This window comes from Pseudomonas sp. G2-4, assembly GCF_030064125.1.
Taxonomy (GTDB): domain Bacteria; phylum Pseudomonadota; class Gammaproteobacteria; order Pseudomonadales; family Pseudomonadaceae; genus Aquipseudomonas.
Window position 1 is genome coordinate 5193469 of record NZ_CP125957.1, and the last position, 16951, is coordinate 5210419.

14 protein-coding genes are annotated in these 16951 nt (G+C 62.7%); 8 read left to right on the top strand and 6 right to left on the bottom strand.

The annotated features are described in order from the left end of the window. Positions 1–128: 128 nt before the first annotated feature. Together QNH97_RS22755 and QNH97_RS22760 are read right to left on the bottom strand one after the other, a co-directional pair. Positions 129–1076, bottom strand: coding sequence for an iron-sulfur-binding ferredoxin reductase (locus QNH97_RS22755; RefSeq protein ID WP_283554004.1), 948 nt, complete (start codon positions 1074–1076; stop codon positions 129–131). After that, positions 1069–2175 carry a GGDEF domain-containing protein gene (locus tag QNH97_RS22760; RefSeq protein WP_283554005.1) on the bottom strand — a complete coding sequence of 369 codons (1107 nt, stop codon included), beginning with the start codon at positions 2173–2175 and terminating at the stop codon, positions 1069–1071. Before QNH97_RS22760 ends, QNH97_RS22755 begins: the two co-directional genes overlap by 8 nt. Before the next feature lie 470 nt (positions 2176–2645). Here QNH97_RS22760 and QNH97_RS22765 point away from each other — a divergent pair, with 470 nt between their 5' ends. The 6 genes from QNH97_RS22765 to QNH97_RS22790 all read left to right on the top strand — a co-directional run bounded on the left by QNH97_RS22765 (position 2646) and on the right by QNH97_RS22790 (position 10913). Further along, complete coding sequence (locus QNH97_RS22765) at positions 2646–4169, top strand: fumarate hydratase (protein ID WP_025215267.1); 1524 nt, start codon at positions 2646–2648, stop codon at positions 4167–4169. Positions 4170–4459: 290 nt separating this feature from the next. Then, entirely contained in the window at positions 4460–6226 is a 1767-nt protein-coding gene (locus tag QNH97_RS22770) for a sensor histidine kinase (protein ID WP_283554006.1), read from the top strand. Next, positions 6219–7559 carry a two-component system response regulator MifR gene (mifR, locus tag QNH97_RS22775; protein ID WP_283554007.1) on the top strand — a complete coding sequence of 447 codons (1341 nt, stop codon included), beginning with the start codon at positions 6219–6221 and terminating at the stop codon, positions 7557–7559. The genes QNH97_RS22770 and mifR overlap by 8 nt, the downstream gene beginning before the upstream one ends. A gap of 307 nt (positions 7560–7866) precedes the next feature. Continuing rightward, on the top strand, positions 7867–9186 hold the full coding sequence (locus QNH97_RS22780) for an MFS transporter (RefSeq protein ID WP_283554008.1): 1320 nt from the start codon (positions 7867–7869) through the stop codon (positions 9184–9186). A gap of 302 nt (positions 9187–9488) precedes the next feature. Next, on the top strand, positions 9489–9977 hold the full coding sequence (locus tag QNH97_RS22785; RefSeq protein WP_283554009.1) for a heme utilization protein: 489 nt from the start codon (positions 9489–9491) through the stop codon (positions 9975–9977). A gap of 315 nt (positions 9978–10292) precedes the next feature. Next, positions 10293–10913 carry a flavin reductase family protein gene (locus QNH97_RS22790; RefSeq protein ID WP_283554010.1) on the top strand — a complete coding sequence of 207 codons (621 nt, stop codon included), beginning with the start codon at positions 10293–10295 and terminating at the stop codon, positions 10911–10913. A 73-nt stretch (positions 10914–10986) separates the two neighbouring features. Here the strand turns inward: QNH97_RS22790 and QNH97_RS22795 are convergent, their stop codons facing one another. Both QNH97_RS22795 and QNH97_RS22800 read right to left on the bottom strand, forming a co-directional pair. Then, positions 10987–11220: a hypothetical protein gene (locus QNH97_RS22795; RefSeq protein WP_283554011.1), complete on the bottom strand. Its 234-nt coding sequence runs from the start codon at positions 11218–11220 to the stop codon at positions 10987–10989. A gap of 42 nt (positions 11221–11262) precedes the next feature. Next, positions 11263–11616, bottom strand: a complete 354-nt coding sequence (locus QNH97_RS22800; protein WP_283554012.1) for a putative quinol monooxygenase — start codon at positions 11614–11616, stop codon at positions 11263–11265. Positions 11617–11946: 330 nt separating this feature from the next. Between QNH97_RS22800 and QNH97_RS22805 the strand changes: the two genes are divergently transcribed. Further along, positions 11947–12876, top strand: a complete 930-nt coding sequence (locus QNH97_RS22805; protein ID WP_283554013.1) for an AraC family transcriptional regulator — start codon at positions 11947–11949, stop codon at positions 12874–12876. A gap of 141 nt (positions 12877–13017) precedes the next feature. Here the strand turns inward: QNH97_RS22805 and QNH97_RS22810 are convergent, their stop codons facing one another. Then, complete coding sequence (locus tag QNH97_RS22810) at positions 13018–14649, bottom strand: 5-guanidino-2-oxopentanoate decarboxylase (protein ID WP_283557535.1); 1632 nt, start codon at positions 14647–14649, stop codon at positions 13018–13020. A 158-nt stretch (positions 14650–14807) separates the two neighbouring features. Here QNH97_RS22810 and QNH97_RS22815 point away from each other — a divergent pair, with 158 nt between their 5' ends. Further along, on the top strand, positions 14808–15689 hold the full coding sequence (locus QNH97_RS22815) for a LysR substrate-binding domain-containing protein (protein ID WP_283554014.1): 882 nt from the start codon (positions 14808–14810) through the stop codon (positions 15687–15689). 195 nt (positions 15690–15884) lie between these two features. On the opposite strand, the gene QNH97_RS22820 is transcribed toward QNH97_RS22815, so the two are convergent. Beyond that, positions 15885–16904 carry an alpha/beta fold hydrolase gene (locus tag QNH97_RS22820; protein WP_283554015.1) on the bottom strand — a complete coding sequence of 340 codons (1020 nt, stop codon included), beginning with the start codon at positions 16902–16904 and terminating at the stop codon, positions 15885–15887. Between the last annotated feature and the right edge of the window lie 47 nt (positions 16905–16951).

A 16951-nucleotide genomic window follows, 5' to 3' on the forward strand; every position in this document is an offset into this window, starting at 1 on the left:
GGGAATGCAGTGCCTGAACTGGCGCCTTCGCGAGCAAGCTCGCTCCCACACTGGACCGACGGCAGTCCGCGATTTTCCGGCCAACCCAAATCCCCTGTGGGAGCGAGCTTGCTCGCGATAGCGGTGGGTCAGCTTGCGCTGCTCTCGCGGGGGAGAAAAACATCAGCCAGCAGTTGATTACGCGGCAGGCCGGCCAAGTACAAACGCTTGGCAAAGGCCTCTACCCGGTCGGGATGGCCGCAGAGCAAGGCTTGGGTTTGCCGGGAAACAAGCCGCAGTTGCGCCAGCGCGGCGGGCGCCTCGGCCGCGGTCAGCAGCTCGACGGTGAGGTTCTCGTGCTTGGCCGCCAGCGCCACCAGGGGTTTGGCCAAATAATGTCCCGTCGCATCATGGGCCACGTGAATAAGGCGAATAGTGCCCTGGTGGTGCTGGCGCAGGGCTTCGCGCAGCAGGCCGAACAATGGCGCCAGGCCGGTGCCAGCGGCGAGCAGCCAGAGGGGTTTGTCGTGCCAGTCGGGGTTGTAATGCAAGGCACCACCGCGCAGTTCGCCGAGGCGGATCGGATCGCCGCCTTTCAGTTTTCGAGCCGCATCGATGAAGCGGCCGGGTTCGCGGCAATCGAGGTGGAACTCCAGGAAACGGTCCTCCTCCGGCAAACTCGCCAGGGAATACGGCCGGGCCACGTCACCGGCCCACAGCACCAAATGCTGCCCGGCCTGGTAACGCAACGCCCGCTCAGGCGTCACTCGCAAGCGCAGCACATCGGCGCCCAGCCAATCCGCCGCCGTCACTTGGGCCGCCTGGCCGTCGCGCTGCGGGTCGAAGGTGTGGATCTGCACATCCTCGACCACCTGGCATTGGCAGGCCAGCCGCCAGCCTTGATCGCGTTGCGTCGGGCTCAGGGCATCGGGCCGGCTGTCACGCACATCGCCGCCCACGCATTGCACCAGGCACGCATGGCAACTGCCGGCGCGACAACTATAGGGCACCGGCACCCCGGACTGATTCAACGCGTCCAGCAGGTTACTGCCCGCCGCTACCGTCCAGTGCCGACCGGCGACTGTCAGCTCAGGCATCGGCGTTCTCCCAGGCGGCGGCACAACGATTGCGGCCGTCTCGCTTGGCCCGGTACAACGCCTGGTCGGCTCGTTGCAAGGCGTTGTCCAGGTCGTCCCCCATCTCCAACATGGTCAACCCCGCCGACAGACTGAGGGGCCCGACCCGCAGGCCGACCAATTCGACTTCCGTAAACGCCAGCCGCAACCGCTCAGTGCAGGCCGTCAGCCGCGACGGGTCGCAGGCCGGTAGCAGCATGACGAATTCTTCGCCACCGTAACGGGCCAGCACATCGCCCTCGCGCAGGCAGGCCGTGGCAACGCCGGCAAACGCCTGGAGCACCTGATCGCCAGCGGCGTGCCCGTGCAGGTCGTTGATGCGCTTGAAATGGTCGAGATCGATCAAGGCCAGGCCATGGGCGACGCCAGGCCTGAGGGTGTTGAGCTCACGGGAGGCCAGGCGCAGAAAGTGCCGGCGGTTGAACAGGCCCGTCAATTCGTCAGTGGCCACCAGGTCTTCGAGCTGGCGCATCATGCCGCGCAAGGTGTCCTGGTGGGCCTGCAGGGCAAACCGTCGCTGGCGCATGCGCTGGCGGGAGGTCTGGACGTAGCGGGCGTAAAACACTAGCCACACCAGCACGATAAACAGCACGCACACTTGCAACCCGGCCAGCGTGGGGTCAGGCAGTTGAAAGAAGTAGCCGTCCCACAGGGTAATACCGGTGAAGCTGATAAACACCAACGTCGCACAGCGCAAAAAGGCCCGTCGGGACAGGTGAAACAGCCCGAACAGCAGGATCAGCACATAGAACACCAGGAACACGCCCCGGGCCTGGTCCAGGTGCGCCATCATCCAGGTCTGCCAGCCGAGGCCGATCAGCACCTGTATTTCCGTGAGGCTGGGGTCGGCGAAGCGCAGATTGCGGCCGGAGATAAACAGCGCGAACAGCCCTGCCTGGCACAGCACCACCAACACACTGCCGATGATCACATCGCGCAAGGAATCGAGGTAATGACCACTGAAAAATGCCAGCCACAACAACACCAGTGCCAGCGCGTAAGTCGCGGCGGCCAAGGCGAAGCGTTTCAGCAAAAGACGTTGGATGGCGTTATGGGTCAATCGTTGACTCACCATGGGAAAGGAAACTGACAGGAGGCGTCCTACGCTACAGGCCAGACGCCACTTTAGTGGCGTGTAGGGCAAATGACCATTCAATTCTGGAGCAGAAAAATGGCGTCAAAGCAATGGCCCAAATTGACGCATTTGTTTGATGGCCCTGGCGAACGTTTACCTGTGGCGAGGGAGCTTGCTCCCGCTCGGTTGCGCAGCGACCGCAAAATCCTGGGGCCGCTACGCAGCCCAGCGGGATCAAGCTCCCTCGCCACAAGATTCCATATCCACCTCGCCTTTGCGTTGTGATCGCGAGCAAGCTCGCTCCCACAGGGTGCCTGCCTGCGATATACTGCCGCGCCTTTTTAGCGTCGCGCCAGCATGCCCGGCGTGCCTTAAGAGGTGCCGTCCGTCGACCGATGCACCCAAACGGGCGGCACCTTATTGAATGTTCCCGTCTTTAGAGAGGAGCGCGACTCATGACCGTGATCAAGCAAGACGACCTGATTCAGAGCGTTGCCGACGCCCTGCAGTTCATTTCCTATTACCACCCCGTGGATTTCATCCAGGCGATGCACGAGGCCTACCTGCGCGAAGAATCGCCGGCGGCCCGCGACTCCATGGCGCAGATCCTGATCAACTCGCGCATGTGCGCCACCGGCCACCGGCCGATCTGCCAGGACACCGGCATCGTGACCGTGTTCGTGCGCGTGGGCATGGACGTGCGTTGGGATGGCGCGACCATGGGCCTGGACGACATGATCAACGAGGGCGTGCGTCGCGCCTACAACCTGCCGGAAAACGTCCTGCGTGCGTCCATCCTCGCCGACCCGGCAGGCGCGCGGAAAAACACCAAGGACAACACCCCGGCGGTCATCCACTACTCCATCGTCCCGGGTAATACCGTGGAAGTGGACGTGGCGGCCAAGGGTGGCGGTTCCGAGAACAAGTCGAAGATGGCCATGCTCAACCCGTCCGACTCCATCGTCGACTGGGTGCTCAAGACCGTCCCGACCATGGGCGCCGGCTGGTGCCCACCGGGCATGCTGGGCATCGGCATCGGCGGCACCGCCGAGAAAGCCGCGGTCATGGCCAAGGAAGTGTTGATGGAATCCATCGACATCCACGAGCTCAAGGCCCGCGGCCCGCAGAACCGTATCGAAGAAATGCGCCTGGAGCTGTTCGAGAAGGTCAACCAGCTGGGCATCGGCGCCCAGGGCCTGGGTGGCCTGACCACCGTGCTCGACGTGAAGATCATGGACTACCCGACCCACGCCGCCTCCCTGCCGGTGTGCATGATCCCCAACTGCGCCGCCACCCGTCACGCCCACTTCGTGCTCGACGGCAGCGGCCCGGCGTCGCTGGAAGCGCCACCGCTGGACGCCTACCCGGAAATCGTCTGGGAAGCTGGCCCATCGGCTCGCCGCGTCAACCTCGACACCCTGACCCCGGAAGACGTGCAGAGCTGGAAACCGGGCGAAACCGTGCTGCTCAACGGCAAGATGCTCACCGGTCGCGATGCGGCACACAAGCGCATGGTGGAAATGCTGAACAAGGGTGAAACCTTGCCGGTGGACCTCAAGGGTCGCTTCATCTACTACGTCGGCCCAGTCGACCCGGTAGGTGACGAAGTCGTCGGCCCGGCCGGCCCGACCACGGCCACGCGGATGGACAAGTTCACCCGCCAGATCCTCGAGCAGACCGGCCTGTTGGGCATGATCGGCAAATCCGAGCGCGGCCCGACCGCCATCGAAGCGATCAAGGACAACAAGGCCGTCTACCTGATGGCCGTCGGCGGTGCCGCGTACCTGGTGGCTCAGGCGATCAAGAAATCCAAGGTCCTGGCGTTCGCCGAGCTGGGGATGGAAGCGATCTACGAGTTCGAGGTCAAGGACATGCCGGTGACCGTTGCGGTCGATAGCAAGGGCGAGTCGGTGCACATCACCGGCCCGGCCATCTGGCAGAAAAAGATCAGCGACAGCCTGGCGGTCGAAGTGCAGTAACAGGCACTTTGGTGTCATGACCAAGGCCGGTGGGCGACAAGCTCACCGGCCTTTTTTTGTGCGTTTAGCAAACCCTGTCCTCTCAAGGTTTATACCCATCATTCAGGTAACCTGAGCCTCCGCCATCGCGAGCAAGCTCGCTCCCACACGGGGTCTCAGGTGACCACAACACCTCAATCCACCACCCATCCCCTGTGGGAGCGAGCTTGCTCGCGATGGCGGTGGTGCAGACTCCAAGACGTTCCACCATGCTATCGTGCCCGCCCGACTTTCCACTGGTTTACGCCAGCATGCTGCCAACTACCCGTACCTTGCGCCTGTCGTTGTACACCCTGCTGATCCTCACCGGAGCGGCCGTAGCCGCCACCCTGGCCATGCGTCACGCCGAACGCCAGGCCTTGGAGGAAGACGCCAGCCGGGCAAGCCAGCAGCTGGCGCTGTACGCCAACTCGTTGCACACCCTGATCGAGCGCTACCGCGCCCTGCCCGCCGTACTGGCGCTGGACCCGGAGTTGCGCTCGGCCCTCACGGGCCCGGTCAGCGCGGCGCAGCAGGACGCGCTGAACCGCAAACTGGAACAGATCAACGGTGCTGCGCAATCGTCCACCTTGGAACTGCTCGACCACAGCGGCCTGGCAGTGGCGGCCAGCAACTGGCGGCTGCCCAGCAGTTATGTCGGGCACAACTATGGCTTTCGCCCCTATTTCCTCCAGACCCGCACCCAGGGCACCGGACGGTTTTATGCGGTGGGCGTGACCAGCGGTATTCCGGGGTACTTCCTCTCCAGTGCAGTGACCGGCGACAACGGTGAGTTCCTCGGCGCGATGGTGGTGAAGCTGGAGTTTCCCGAGCTTGAACGCGAATGGCGCCAGGGCAGCGACACCCTGCTGGTCAGCGATGCCAAGGGGATTATCTTCATCGCCAACCGACCCGGCTGGCGTTACCGGCACCTGCAGCCCTTGGCCGACAGCGACCGCGCCGAACTCAAGGCCACCCGCCAATACGACAAGCAACCGCTGCAACCCCTGGCCTTTGAGCCCCTGCGACACTTTGACGACAACAGTCGCCTGGTCCAGGTCGAAGCACCCGATGGCCCGGCGGACTACCTGTGGGAATCCTTGCCGTTGACCGCCGAAGGCTGGACGCTGCATTTGCTGCGCCGCCCGCAGATCGCATTCGAAGACCGCCGCAATGCCGGGCTCGCCGCCGCCGGCTTGTGGTTGGCGCTGGTGTTCCTGCTGTTGTTTCTCAACCAGCGCTGGCGCCTGGCAAAACTGCGCCAGCGCAGCCGCGAAGAGCTTGAACGCTTGGTGGAAGAGCGCACCCGGGATCTGCGCACGGCCCAGGACGGATTGGTGCAATCGGCCAAGCTGGCGGCTTTGGGGCAGATGTCGGCGGCCCTGGCCCATGAAATCAACCAGCCGCTGACCGCCCAGCGCATGCAACTGGCAACCTTGCGTCTGCTGTTGGATCACGGCCGGGTCGACGATGCCTACAAGGCCCTCAAGCCGGTAGACGAGATGCTGACCCGCATGGCTGCCCTCACCGGCCACCTGAAAACCTTCGCCCGCAAAAGCCCCAGCGGCCTGCGCGAACGCCTGGACCTGGCGACGGTGGTCGACCAGGCGCTGCAACTGCTGGACACGCGCCTGCGGGACGAGCAGGTCAGCACTGTGCTGCACCTGACCCGCCCGGCGTGGGTACGTGGCGATGCGATCCGCCTCGAACAGGTGTTGATCAACCTGCTGCGCAACGCCCTCGACGCCATGGCCGAGCAACCCCTCAAACGCCTGGAAGTGCGCCTGGAAGCGGATGACCAATTGTGGCGCCTGACCGTCAGTGACAGCGGTACCGGCATCGCGGAAGAACACCTAGCCCAGGTGTTCGACCCCTTCTTCACCACCAAGGCAGTGGGCGACGGCCTGGGCTTGGGACTGGCGGTTTCGTTTGCGATCATTCATGAATCCGGCGGGCGACTGACGGCGGACAACCATGAGAATGGCGCGGTGTTCTGCGTGACCTTGCCCATCGACCAGGAGGCGCAACTGCATGCTTAGCCACTCCACATTAAAAAAGGTCATGCTCGTCGACGACGAAGTCAGCATCCGTAGCGCCGTCGAGCAATGGTTGAGCCTGTCGGGGTTCGACGTGCAGTTGTTCAGCCGCGCCGAAGAATGCCTGGCGCAGTTGCCCGAGCATTTCCCCGGGGTGATCCTCAGCGACGTGCGCATGCCCGGGCTCAGTGGCCTGGAACTGTTGGCCGAAGTGCGCCGCCGCGATCCGGACCTGCCAGTGATTCTATTGACCGGCCATGGCGACGTGCCGATGGCTGTGGAAGCCATGCGCGACGGCGCCTACGACTTCCTGGAAAAACCCTTCAGCCCCGAAGCCCTGCTCGGCAGCCTGCGCCGAGCCTTGGACAAGCGCACGCTGGTGCTGGAGAACCGCCGCCTGCATGAGCAGGCCGACGCCAAGGCCCGGCTCGACGGGACGCTGCTGGGGGTATCGCGGGCGCTGCAAAACCTGCGGCGCCAGGTGCTGGACTTGGCAACCCTGCCGGTCAATGTGTTGATCCGTGGCGAAACCGGCAGCGGCAAGGAGCTCGTCGCCCGTTGCCTGCACGACTTCGGCCCGAGGGCCAGCAAGCCCTTCGTCGCGTTGAACTGCGCGGCCATTCCCGAACCTTTGTTCGAAGCGGAACTGTTCGGCCATGAAAGCGGTGCGTTCACCGGCGCCCAGGGCAAGCGCATCGGCAAGCTCGAATACGCCGATGGCGGCACGTTGTTCCTCGATGAAATCGAGAGCATGCCCCTGGCCCAGCAGGTCAAGTTGCTGCGGGTGTTGCAGGAGCAGAAGCTCGAACGCCTGGGCTCCAATCAGAGCATCAATGTGGACCTGCGCATCATCGCCGCCACCAAACCCGACCTGTTGGATGAAGCCCGGGCCGGGCGTTTTCGCGAAGACCTGGCCTATCGCCTGAACGTCGCCGAACTGCGCCTGCCGCCGCTTCGGGAACGGCGCGAAGACATCCCCTTGCTGTTCGAGCATTTCACCCACAGCGCCGCCGAACGCCTGGGCCGCGCTGCCGCGCCCCTGAGCGGTCCGCAATTGAGCCATCTGCTCAGCCACGACTGGCCGGGCAACGTCCGTGAACTGGCCAACGTTGCCGAGCGCCAGGTGCTGGGGCTGGATCAACCCCTTGCCTTGGAGAGCGAGCCCGGCCAGTCCCTCGCCGCCCAGCAGGAAGCCTTCGAAGCCCAATGCCTGCGCGCCGCCCTGACGCGGCACAAAGGCGATGTGAAAGCGGTGCTCGAAGAACTGCAACTGCCACGCCGCACCTTCAATGAAAAGATGCAGCGGCATGGGTTGAGTCGGGAGATGTTTTTGTAGGGGGAGCTGAATTTTCTGCGCCTGTTCCGGCCTCATCGCGAGCAAGCTCGCTCCCACACTTTATCCTGTGTACACATGACCCTGTGGGAGCGAGCTTGCTCGCGATGAGGCCAGCACAAACAACACAGTCCCCTTCAAGTAAGCGGATTCCCGCTCACGCCGAATCCAAAACAAGCGGATTTCCGCTCACTCAACGCCAAAAACCCCTCTAGACCGGCCCTCCACCCTGTGGCACGGCTCCTGCTATAGCTCTGGCAGGCTGCGTTCCTACGCGCTCCACAAAAACAATTAAACGAAGGATCCTTCAATGGATAACTCCAACGCCCTGCCCATTGGGTCGGCTGCCGTGCCCGCCCGTGAAAGAACCACCGCCAGCCGGATCAAATCGATTTTCAGCGGCTCGGTCGGCAACATGGTCGAGTGGTATGACTGGTACGTCTACGCCGCTTTCTCGTTGTACTTCGCCAAAGCCTTCTTCCCGAAAGGCGACACCACCGCCCAGTTGCTCAACACCGCCGCGATTTTCGCCGTGGGTTTCCTGATGCGCCCGATTGGCGGGTGGTTGATGGGCCTGTACGCTGACCGCGCCGGTCGCAAACGGGCGCTGATGGCCTCGGTGTACCTGATGTGCTTCGGCTCGCTGATCATCGCCCTGAGCCCCGGCTACGAAACCATCGGCGTCGGCGCGCCGATCCTGCTGGTATTCGCCCGTCTGCTACAGGGTCTGTCGGTGGGTGGCGAATACGGCACCTCGGCGACCTACCTGAGCGAGATGGCGACCAAGGAACGTCGCGGCTTCTTCTCCAGCTTCCAGTACGTGACCCTGATCTCCGGCCAGCTCATCGCCCTTGGCGTGTTGATCGTGTTGCAACGGTTCCTCACCACCGAAGAGCTGTACGCCTGGGGCTGGCGCATTCCATTCGCCATCGGCGCGTTGTGCGCGGTGGTGGCGCTGTACCTGCGTCGTGGCATGGAAGAAACCGAGTCGTTCACCAAAAAGGAAAAAGCCAAGGAAAGCGCCATGCGCACCTTGATGCGCCATCCCAAGGAACTGATGACTGTGGTCGGCCTGACCATGGGCGGTACGCTGGCGTTCTACACCTACACCACCTACATGCAGAAGTACCTGGTGAACACCGTCGGCATGAGCATCTCCGACTCCACCACCATTTCCGCCGCCACGCTGTTCCTGTTCATGTGCCTGCAACCGTTGATCGGCGGGCTGTCGGACAAGGTCGGGCGGCGGCCGATCCTGATCGCCTTCGGCATCCTGGGCACGCTGTTCACCGTGCCGATCCTCACCACTCTGCACACCATCCAGACCTGGTGGGGCGCGTTCTTCCTGATCATGGCCGCGCTGATCATCGTCAGCGGCTACACCTCGATCAACGCCGTGGTGAAAGCCGAGCTGTTCCCCACCGAAATCCGCGCCCTGGGCGTCGGCCTGCCCTACGCACTGACCGTGTCGATCTTCGGCGGCACCGCTGAATACATCGCGCTGTGGTTCAAGAGCATCGGCATGGAAACCGGCTATTACTGGTACGTCACGGCGTGCATCGCTGTATCGCTGCTGGTCTACATCACCATGAAAGACACCCGCAAGCATTCCCGGATCGTGACCGACTGACATCCTGATTGCAGCAAATGGAAGGGGCGCACCTGAACAGGTCCGCCCCTTCTTTTATTGCGCATGTATGAAGATTTATCTGACATTAATCTCTGGTTAATGCCTGCCCTCCATCCTCATTCTCAACAAAAGACAGTCCGCCATGGCGGTGAGGAGGATTCCCTTCCGTTCCGAGACGACCGCATACATATCTAATTAATCGATTTGTTTAAGCGTTTTTTTGCGCTTTTTAATCAAATTAACAAGCGTAATATGAATTCCACACCCAAGGCACTTAACGCCAACCACTCTGGAGCACGACCATGAAAACCAAACTGATCCTTGCCCTGACCCTGTCCGTACTGGCTGCCAACACCTTCGCCGCCGATGGCTTCGACCGCACCAGCTCGGCGATTGCCGCTGACGGATACGACCGCACTGGCACCGCCACTGTTGCTGCTGATGGTTACGACCGTACCGGTGGCGCTACCGTTGCTGAAGATGGTTTTGATCGCACTAACGGCGCTACCGTCGCTGAAGATGGTTTCGATCGCACTGGCGGCGCTACCGTCGCTGCTGATGGCTTCGACCGCACTAACGGCGCTACCGTCGCTGAAGATGGTTTCGACCGCACCAACGGCGCTACCGTTGCTGAAGATGGTTTCGATCGCACCAACGGCGCGACCGTCGCTGAAGATGGTTTCGATCGCACCAACGGCGCTACCGTTGCTGAAGATGGTTTTGACCGCACTAACGGCGCTACCGTTGCTGAAGATGGTTTCGATCGCACTAATACTGCTGCCATCAGCTAATCCGATAACGACACCCTTACAGCCCGGCCTCGGCCGGGCTTAGTTGTTTTTGGGGTATGGGAATTGCACAGCCTCAAGAAACGGATACAGTTTTTCTGATTCAAGAGATCAATGTGGGAGCGAGCTTGCTCGCGATAGCGTCGGATCAGCTTGCATCAATTGGTGAATGCCAGACCGCTATCGCGAGCAAGCTCGCTCCCACATTGGATCACCGGCAGCCAAAAAACCGCGTTCGGCGCGGCCAGTGCTGACAAAGTCCTTGCCCCGCTGCACTATTGCCGACATCTCCTTGAATTCGACTGGACCCGCAGCCCCATGCCCGACGACATCCACTACTACGAACCCGCCCAAGGCCACGGCCTGCCCCACGACCCGTTCAATGCCATCGTCGGCCCGCGTCCCATCGGCTGGATTTCCTCCCAGAATGCCGAGGGTCGCCTGAACCTGGCGCCCTACAGTTTCTTCAACGCCTTCAACTACATCCCGCCAATCATTGGTTTTTCCAGCGTCGGGCGCAAAGACAGCCTGAACAACATCGAACAGACCGGCGAGTTCGCCTGGAACCTGGCCACACGCCCGCTGGCCGAGCAGATGAACCAGAGCTGCGCGATGGTCGCGCCAGAGGTCAATGAGTTCGAACTGGCGGGTTTGACAGCGGCGGCGTCGCGGGTGATCCAGGTGCCGCGGGTGGCTGAAAGCCCGGTGTCCTTCGAATGCAAGGTCACGCAAATCATTCAGTTGCAACGGGCGGACAAGGGATTGGTGCCGAGCTGGCTGATCCTCGGCGAAGTGGTCGCCGTGCATATCGCCAAGTGGCTGTTGAAGGATGGGGTGTACGACACCGCCGCCGCCGAGCCGATTCTGCGCGGCGGCGGGCCGGCGGATTATTTCCAGGTGGGGCCTGAGGCGTTGTTCAGGATGCATCGCCCGAAGTAGAAGGTTGCCCATCGCACCCTTGTGGCGAGGGAGCTTGCTCCCTCGCCACAAAAGCACTCTCATCAAGGTGGATTTACCAAACCAACCCACCATCCTCGCTGACGCCCTGAAGATGGGTTAGCTGCACGGCAGCGGCGTCATCGGCTTCGGTCGCAGTCTTGAAGCCTTGGTCTTCAAGCACCTTGTTAAAGCGCGGTGCACCGGAACCACCGATGGCCTTGGTGGCAATGGCGGCATGGTAGCCGCCGCCTTCCTTGGGGATCACAGCAGAAACAGCTTCAAAGGTGTCAAAGGCTTTACGTGCCATGTTTGTGCATCCTGGCGGTGGAAAATAACCGCCATTAAACCTTCAACCAGCCAGTTTGTGTACCTGCGCCAGGCAGCCTTCGGTCGCTTGGGCGGCGGACACGTCCCTGAAGGTGTGAAAATCCAGGCTGCTCACCACCAGCGCCTGCACCAGCTCGGCAAAAATCGCCATGGCCGGGGAATTGAAGTAGGCATCCATCGCCGGCTGATTGACCCAGAGCCCGGACACCAGCCACAAATCGGCGTCGCACTGCGAATGTTGCAAGGCGAAGTGCAGGCAACCGGGCGCTTCGCGCGAAGGCGCGATCAGTGTACTCAGGCGTGCCCCCAACTGCTTCGAGCAACCGGCACGAGCACGGACAAAAGCCATGTGACTGACGGGGATCTGTGTAGACATGTTCAACCCTCCCAGGTCATCCGTTGTGCAGCCGGGGAGAGGCTGCGACAGGTTCAAAGGTTAAGCGCGCCGACGCCAGCTTCGTTAGTCGATTCCTGCCGACCCATTGCACAATCCTGCCCCCGCACAGGACAAAATCCGCCATTGATCCGGTTGGAACCCGGGAAGTTGAAACAAAAGGTTTCAAGCAAGTTTCGGCCACGTTGCACAGTCCTGGCCCCCAGCACCGTGCAGGATCAGGCAAGCTTTCGACAGGATGTGGCTACCGCTGGCCCTTGCACAAACATAAGCTCTGCTCATCGCTCTCTATCATTCTTCGAGGATTCCGGCATGTCGCCTCTCGACCAAGCCCAGGTCCCGCTGGACACCTTTCTGGAACAACAGCGCGCTGAACTGGCGTCGATCATCGACCGCAACACCAGCGAAGACGGCAGCTACGCCACGGCCATCGGCTCGCTGCACCTGTCGCGCCACAGCAAGCCCCAGGCGTTTGCCCCGGTTCTGGCACAACCGGCGCTATGCATCATGGCCCAAGGCAGCAAACAGGTGCGCCTGGCCGATGAATTGTTCAACTACGACCCGCTTCATTACCTGGTGGTCTCGGTGTCGATGCCGTTGAGTGGTTGCATCGCCAACGTGTCGCCCGAACAGCCGATCATGGCCTTGCGCCTGGATATCGACCCGGCGGAAATCACCGCGTTGATCGCCGATGCCGGCCCGCTGGGTGTGCCAACCCGCCCCGCCGGACGCGGCCTGTATGTCGAACGCCTGGACACGCCGATGCTCGACGCCGTGCTGCGCCTGGCACGATTGCTGGACAGCCCGAAAGACATCGCCATGCTCGCGCCGCTGGTGCGTCGGGAGATTCTGTATCGCCTGCTGCGCAGCCCACAGGGCTATCGGCTGTACGAAATCGCCATCGCCAACAGTCAGAGCCATCGCATCAGCCAGGCGATCAAATGGCTCAATGGCCATTTCGAACAGCCGTTGCGCATTGATGACCTGGCCCGGGAAGTGAACCTCAGCGTCTCGACCCTGCATCACCGCTTCAAGGCCATGACGGCCATGAGCCCGCTGCAATACCAGAAGCAACTGCGCCTGCAGGAAGCCCGGCGACTGATGCTCGCCGAAGGGCTGGAAGCGTCGGCAGCGGGGTATCGGGTGGGTTATGAAAGCCCGTCGCAGTTCAGCCGCGAGTACAGCCGGTTATTCGGCGCGCCGCCGTTGCGGGACCTGGCGCGGTTGCGGATGACCGTCTGATCCGGGTTTTGTGTTGACTGGGCCGGCCTCATCGCGAGCAAGCTCGCTCCCACATGGGGTCTGTTGTGAATAGAGAATCTATGTTCAATGAAGATCCCCTGTGGGAGCGAGCTTGCTCGCGATGAGGCCAGTAAAAACCCCTCAACATTTCGATGTCCAAACACCCTGGTCAATCTCAATCAATGTCGGGCCTTGCCGCTCACGGGCCGCCAGCAACGCGACGCGCAGTGATTCTACCCCTCCGATGGTTTCGGCAGCGCAGCCCAGAGCCTTGGCGACGCCGATGAAATCCGGGGTGTAGATATCCACACCCACTGGCTCGATGGCGCGGTTGACCATGTATTTCTTGATCTCCTCATAACCCTGGTTATTCCACAACAGCACGATCACGGGCGTGCACGCCTCCACGGCGCTGGCCAGTTCCGGCAGGGTGAATTGCAGCCCGCCGTCGCCGATCAGGCACACCACGGGCGGGCGACCGTGGCCCCGGTCCTGGCCGCCGAGCCAGGCGCCGATCGCCGCCGGCAACGCATAGCCGAGGGTGCCGTAGCCGGTGGATGAATTGAACCAGCGGCGCGGTTGCTCCAGGTTGAAGGTCAGGTTGCCGCTGTACACCGGTTGGGTGGAGTCACCGACGAATACCGCGTCGGGCAACGCCTGCAAAACAGTCTTCAGAAAGACCGTCTGGGCGCGGGTCGGCGCGTCCCAGCCGCCTTCAAGATCGGCGCGCAACCGAGCAGCGCGAGCCGAGCCCCAATCGGCGCGGCGCTCGGCCAGGGTTTGCAGATTCAATTCATCGAGCAAGGCCCGGGCAGCGATGCGGGCATCGGCCACCAGCGCCAGCCGCGGTGGATAGTTGCGCACGGTCTGGTCCGGATCGATGTCGATGCGCAGCAGCGCACCCGGGATCTCGAAGCCGCCGGCGAAGGTAACGTCGTAATCGGTCTCGGCCAGTTCGGTGCCGATGGCCAGCACCACATCCGCCTCGGCCACCAATGCACGGGTGGCGACCAGGCTCTGGGTCGAGCCGATCAGCAAGGGATGCCGGGACGGCAACAGGCCCTTGGCATTGATGGTCAATGCCACCGGCGCGCCGAGGCGTTCGGCCAGTTCGGTCAATTCCACCGCCGCGTCGATGGCACCACCACCGGCGAGGATCAAGGGACGTTCGGCCGATGCCAATTTTTCCGCCATGTGCGCCACGGCACTGGGCGCGGCACCGGCACGGCTGATGTCGACCGGCGTGCTGGCGAGCAAGGCATCGGCGTCTTCAACCAGCACGTCCAACGGAATTTCGATGTGCACCGGCCGTGGACGCCCGGCCTGGAACAAGGCGAACGCCCGGGCCAATACGCCGGGCAGTTCAGCGGCGGACATCAGTGTGTGGGAAAACGCCGCGACCCCGCCCACCAGCGCGCTCTGGTTCGGCAGCTCATGCAGTTTGCCGCGCCCGCCGCCCAATTGATTGCGGGCCTGTACGCTGGAGATCACCAGCATCGGGATCGAATCGGCGTAAGCCTGGCCCATGGCGGTGGCGATGTTGGTCATGCCGGGGCCGGTGATGATGAAACACACCCCTGGCTTGCCCGTGACGCGGGCGTAGCCGTCGGCCATGAAGCCCGCGCCCTGTTCGTGACGCGGGGTCACATGGCGGATGCTGGAGCGGGCCAGCCCGCGATACAACTCCACGGTGTGCACGCCGGGGATGCCGAATACCTGCTCCACGCCATAGCCTTCGAGTAACTTGACCAATACTTCGCCACACGTTGCCATTGCCACTGCCCTTTTCTTGTCTTGGACGGAGCCCCGCGCAACACGCGGCGGGCCTCCTTGGTGTTTGGGAATGGCGTTATTGGAACGGTCGAGCCATAGCGGCAACAATGGATAAAAAGTCATACTAGCCATGTCTTCACGTCATGGCTGGGCTCCACATGAAACGACTCCCCCCGCTTCCAGCGCTGCACACGTTTCTGATCACGGCCCAATGCTGCAACTTCACCCGGGCCGCCGAACAGTTGCACATTACCCAGGGCGCGGTGAGCCGGCAGATCGCCGGGCTGGAAAGTCATTTGGGTTATGCGCTGTTCCTGCGCCAGGCACGCGGCCTGAGCCTGACCGCCGAGGGCGTGGCCTGGCTACCTCGGGTGCAGCAGGTGTTCAGCCTGATCGGCGAGGCGGTGGATCAGATCGGTGAGAAGCGCCAGACCCTGCAGCTCAAGGCCCCGACCTGTGTGATGCGCTGGTTGCTGCCGCGCTTGCTGCAATGGCAGAAGGAACGGCCGGACGTGCCGGTGGAATTGACCGCCACGGCCAGGCATGGGGTGGATTTCCACCGCGAAGCCTTCGACGCTGCGGTGGTCTATGGCACGCCACCCGACGCCTCACTGGCATGCCTGCACCTGTTCGATGAACAGCTGACGCCCGTCTGCTCCCCTCCGCTCCTGCAAGGCCCCGTGCCGCTGCGCTCGCCTGCCGATCTGCAACAACACTTGCTGCTGCACCCCACCCGTGACGAACGCGACTGGAACGCCTGGCTGGAGGTGGCGGGTGTGCACTTGGGTAATGTCAGCAAGGGCCAGCATTTCGAAACCCTGGACCTGGCGATGTCCATGGCGTCCCAGGGTACGGGGGTGGCGATTGGCGACTGGTCGCTGATCGGCGACGACCTGAACGCCGGCAGGCTGGTGATGCCGTTCGAACTGAAGGTCAAGACCGGGCTGGGTTATCACCTGGTGCATCCACGCAAACCCGAGGCATCGGGGCCGTTGCAGGAATTGCTGGGGTGGTTGGTGGGGCAGGCTCGGGGGCGGTAGGACCACTCTCTCTGGAAAAACACAGTCCCCCGTGGCGAGGGAGCTTGCTCCCGCTGGGCTGCGAAGCAGCCCCCTAGGATCTGCCAGACACATCGAGTTGCCAGAGTGTTATTGGGGCTGCTGCGCAACCCAGCGGGAGCAAGCTCCCTCGCCACATTTGGATCTCACCCGCCTCAAGTGATCAGTACGGGCTTGTCAGAGCAAATTCGGCGCCTGCACCGGTTCGATCTGCGCCCAGTGCGAGGTGTCTTCGCGATGCTGCTGCAGGTAGGGCAACACCGCCCCCAGCAACGGCGCCTTGAACGCATCCTGGAAGCGGTGGGCCAGGCCCGGGATCAGCTTCAACTGGCTGCCTTGGATATGCGCCGCCAGATGCACACCGTGCATCACCGGCAGCAACGGGTCAGCAGTGCCGTGCACGACCAGGGTCGGTACCCGCAGTTGATTGAGCAGCGCCACCCGGCTCGGCTCGGCCATGATCGCCATGATCTGGCGCTTCACGCCCTCGGGGTTGAAGGCCCGGTCATAGGACAGGGCCGCCTGATGCAACAGCGCCTGACGGTCGTCGACCACCATCGGGCTGCCCAGGGCCGCCAGCAGATCAGCCTGCTGTTCAAGGGCCATTTCGCGATTCGGCGCACCGCGCCGGGACAACAGTTGCACCAACCGTTCGCTGGGGGCGGGCAGGCCTTGGGCGCTGGAGCTGCTCATGATCAGCGTCAGGCTTTCGACCCGCTCCGGCGCCATGGCCGCCATGTGCTGGGCGATCATCCCGCCCATGCTCGCGCCCAGTACGTGAAAGCGTTGCACGTGCAACGCCTCCATCAACCCCAGCCCGTCGCCGGCCATGTCAGTCAGGGTATAAGGCGCGGCCACGGGCAAGCCGAGTTTGTAGCGCAAGGCTTCAAAGGTCAGGTTGGCGCTGCCGGGGGCCTGGCGCCAGGTGGACAAGCCCACGTCGCGGTTGTCGTAGCGAATCACCCGGAAACCCTGCTCGCACAGGGCGACCACCACTTCGTCCGGCCAATGGATCAACTGCCCGCCCAGCCCCATGACCAGCAGCAACGCTGGATCCGAGGCACGACCAATGCTCTGGTACGCCAGGCTTACCTGGTCCAGATCGACCCGTTGGGTCGCGACATTGACATCACAACGAGACGCCGCAAACGACGGCAGGCCGCAGAACAACGCGGCCAGAAAAATGAATACACGCATGAAGAAACACCGAAACGCAGAACCCCAGTAGAGCGCGAGTCTGATGA

Coding starts and splice junctions, on each gene's coding strand:
- QNH97_RS22755 (WP_283554004.1), bottom strand. CDS start 1,076: ATGCCTGAGCTGACAGTCGCCGGTCGGCACTGGACGGTAGCGGCGGGC.
- QNH97_RS22765 (WP_025215267.1), top strand. CDS start 2,646: ATGACCGTGATCAAGCAAGACGACCTGATTCAGAGCGTTGCCGACGCC.
- QNH97_RS22770 (WP_283554006.1), top strand. CDS start 4,460: ATGCTGCCAACTACCCGTACCTTGCGCCTGTCGTTGTACACCCTGCTG.
- mifR (WP_283554007.1), top strand. CDS start 6,219: ATGCTTAGCCACTCCACATTAAAAAAGGTCATGCTCGTCGACGACGAA.
- QNH97_RS22780 (WP_283554008.1), top strand. CDS start 7,867: ATGGATAACTCCAACGCCCTGCCCATTGGGTCGGCTGCCGTGCCCGCC.
- QNH97_RS22785 (WP_283554009.1), top strand. CDS start 9,489: ATGAAAACCAAACTGATCCTTGCCCTGACCCTGTCCGTACTGGCTGCC.
- QNH97_RS22790 (WP_283554010.1), top strand. CDS start 10,293: ATGCCCGACGACATCCACTACTACGAACCCGCCCAAGGCCACGGCCTG.
- QNH97_RS22795 (WP_283554011.1), bottom strand. CDS start 11,220: ATGGCACGTAAAGCCTTTGACACCTTTGAAGCTGTTTCTGCTGTGATC.
- QNH97_RS22800 (WP_283554012.1), bottom strand. CDS start 11,616: ATGTCTACACAGATCCCCGTCAGTCACATGGCTTTTGTCCGTGCTCGT.
- QNH97_RS22805 (WP_283554013.1), top strand. CDS start 11,947: ATGTCGCCTCTCGACCAAGCCCAGGTCCCGCTGGACACCTTTCTGGAA.
- QNH97_RS22810 (WP_283557535.1), bottom strand. CDS start 14,649: ATGGCAACGTGTGGCGAAGTATTGGTCAAGTTACTCGAAGGCTATGGC.
- QNH97_RS22815 (WP_283554014.1), top strand. CDS start 14,808: ATGAAACGACTCCCCCCGCTTCCAGCGCTGCACACGTTTCTGATCACG.
- QNH97_RS22820 (WP_283554015.1), bottom strand. CDS start 16,904: ATGCGTGTATTCATTTTTCTGGCCGCGTTGTTCTGCGGCCTGCCGTCG.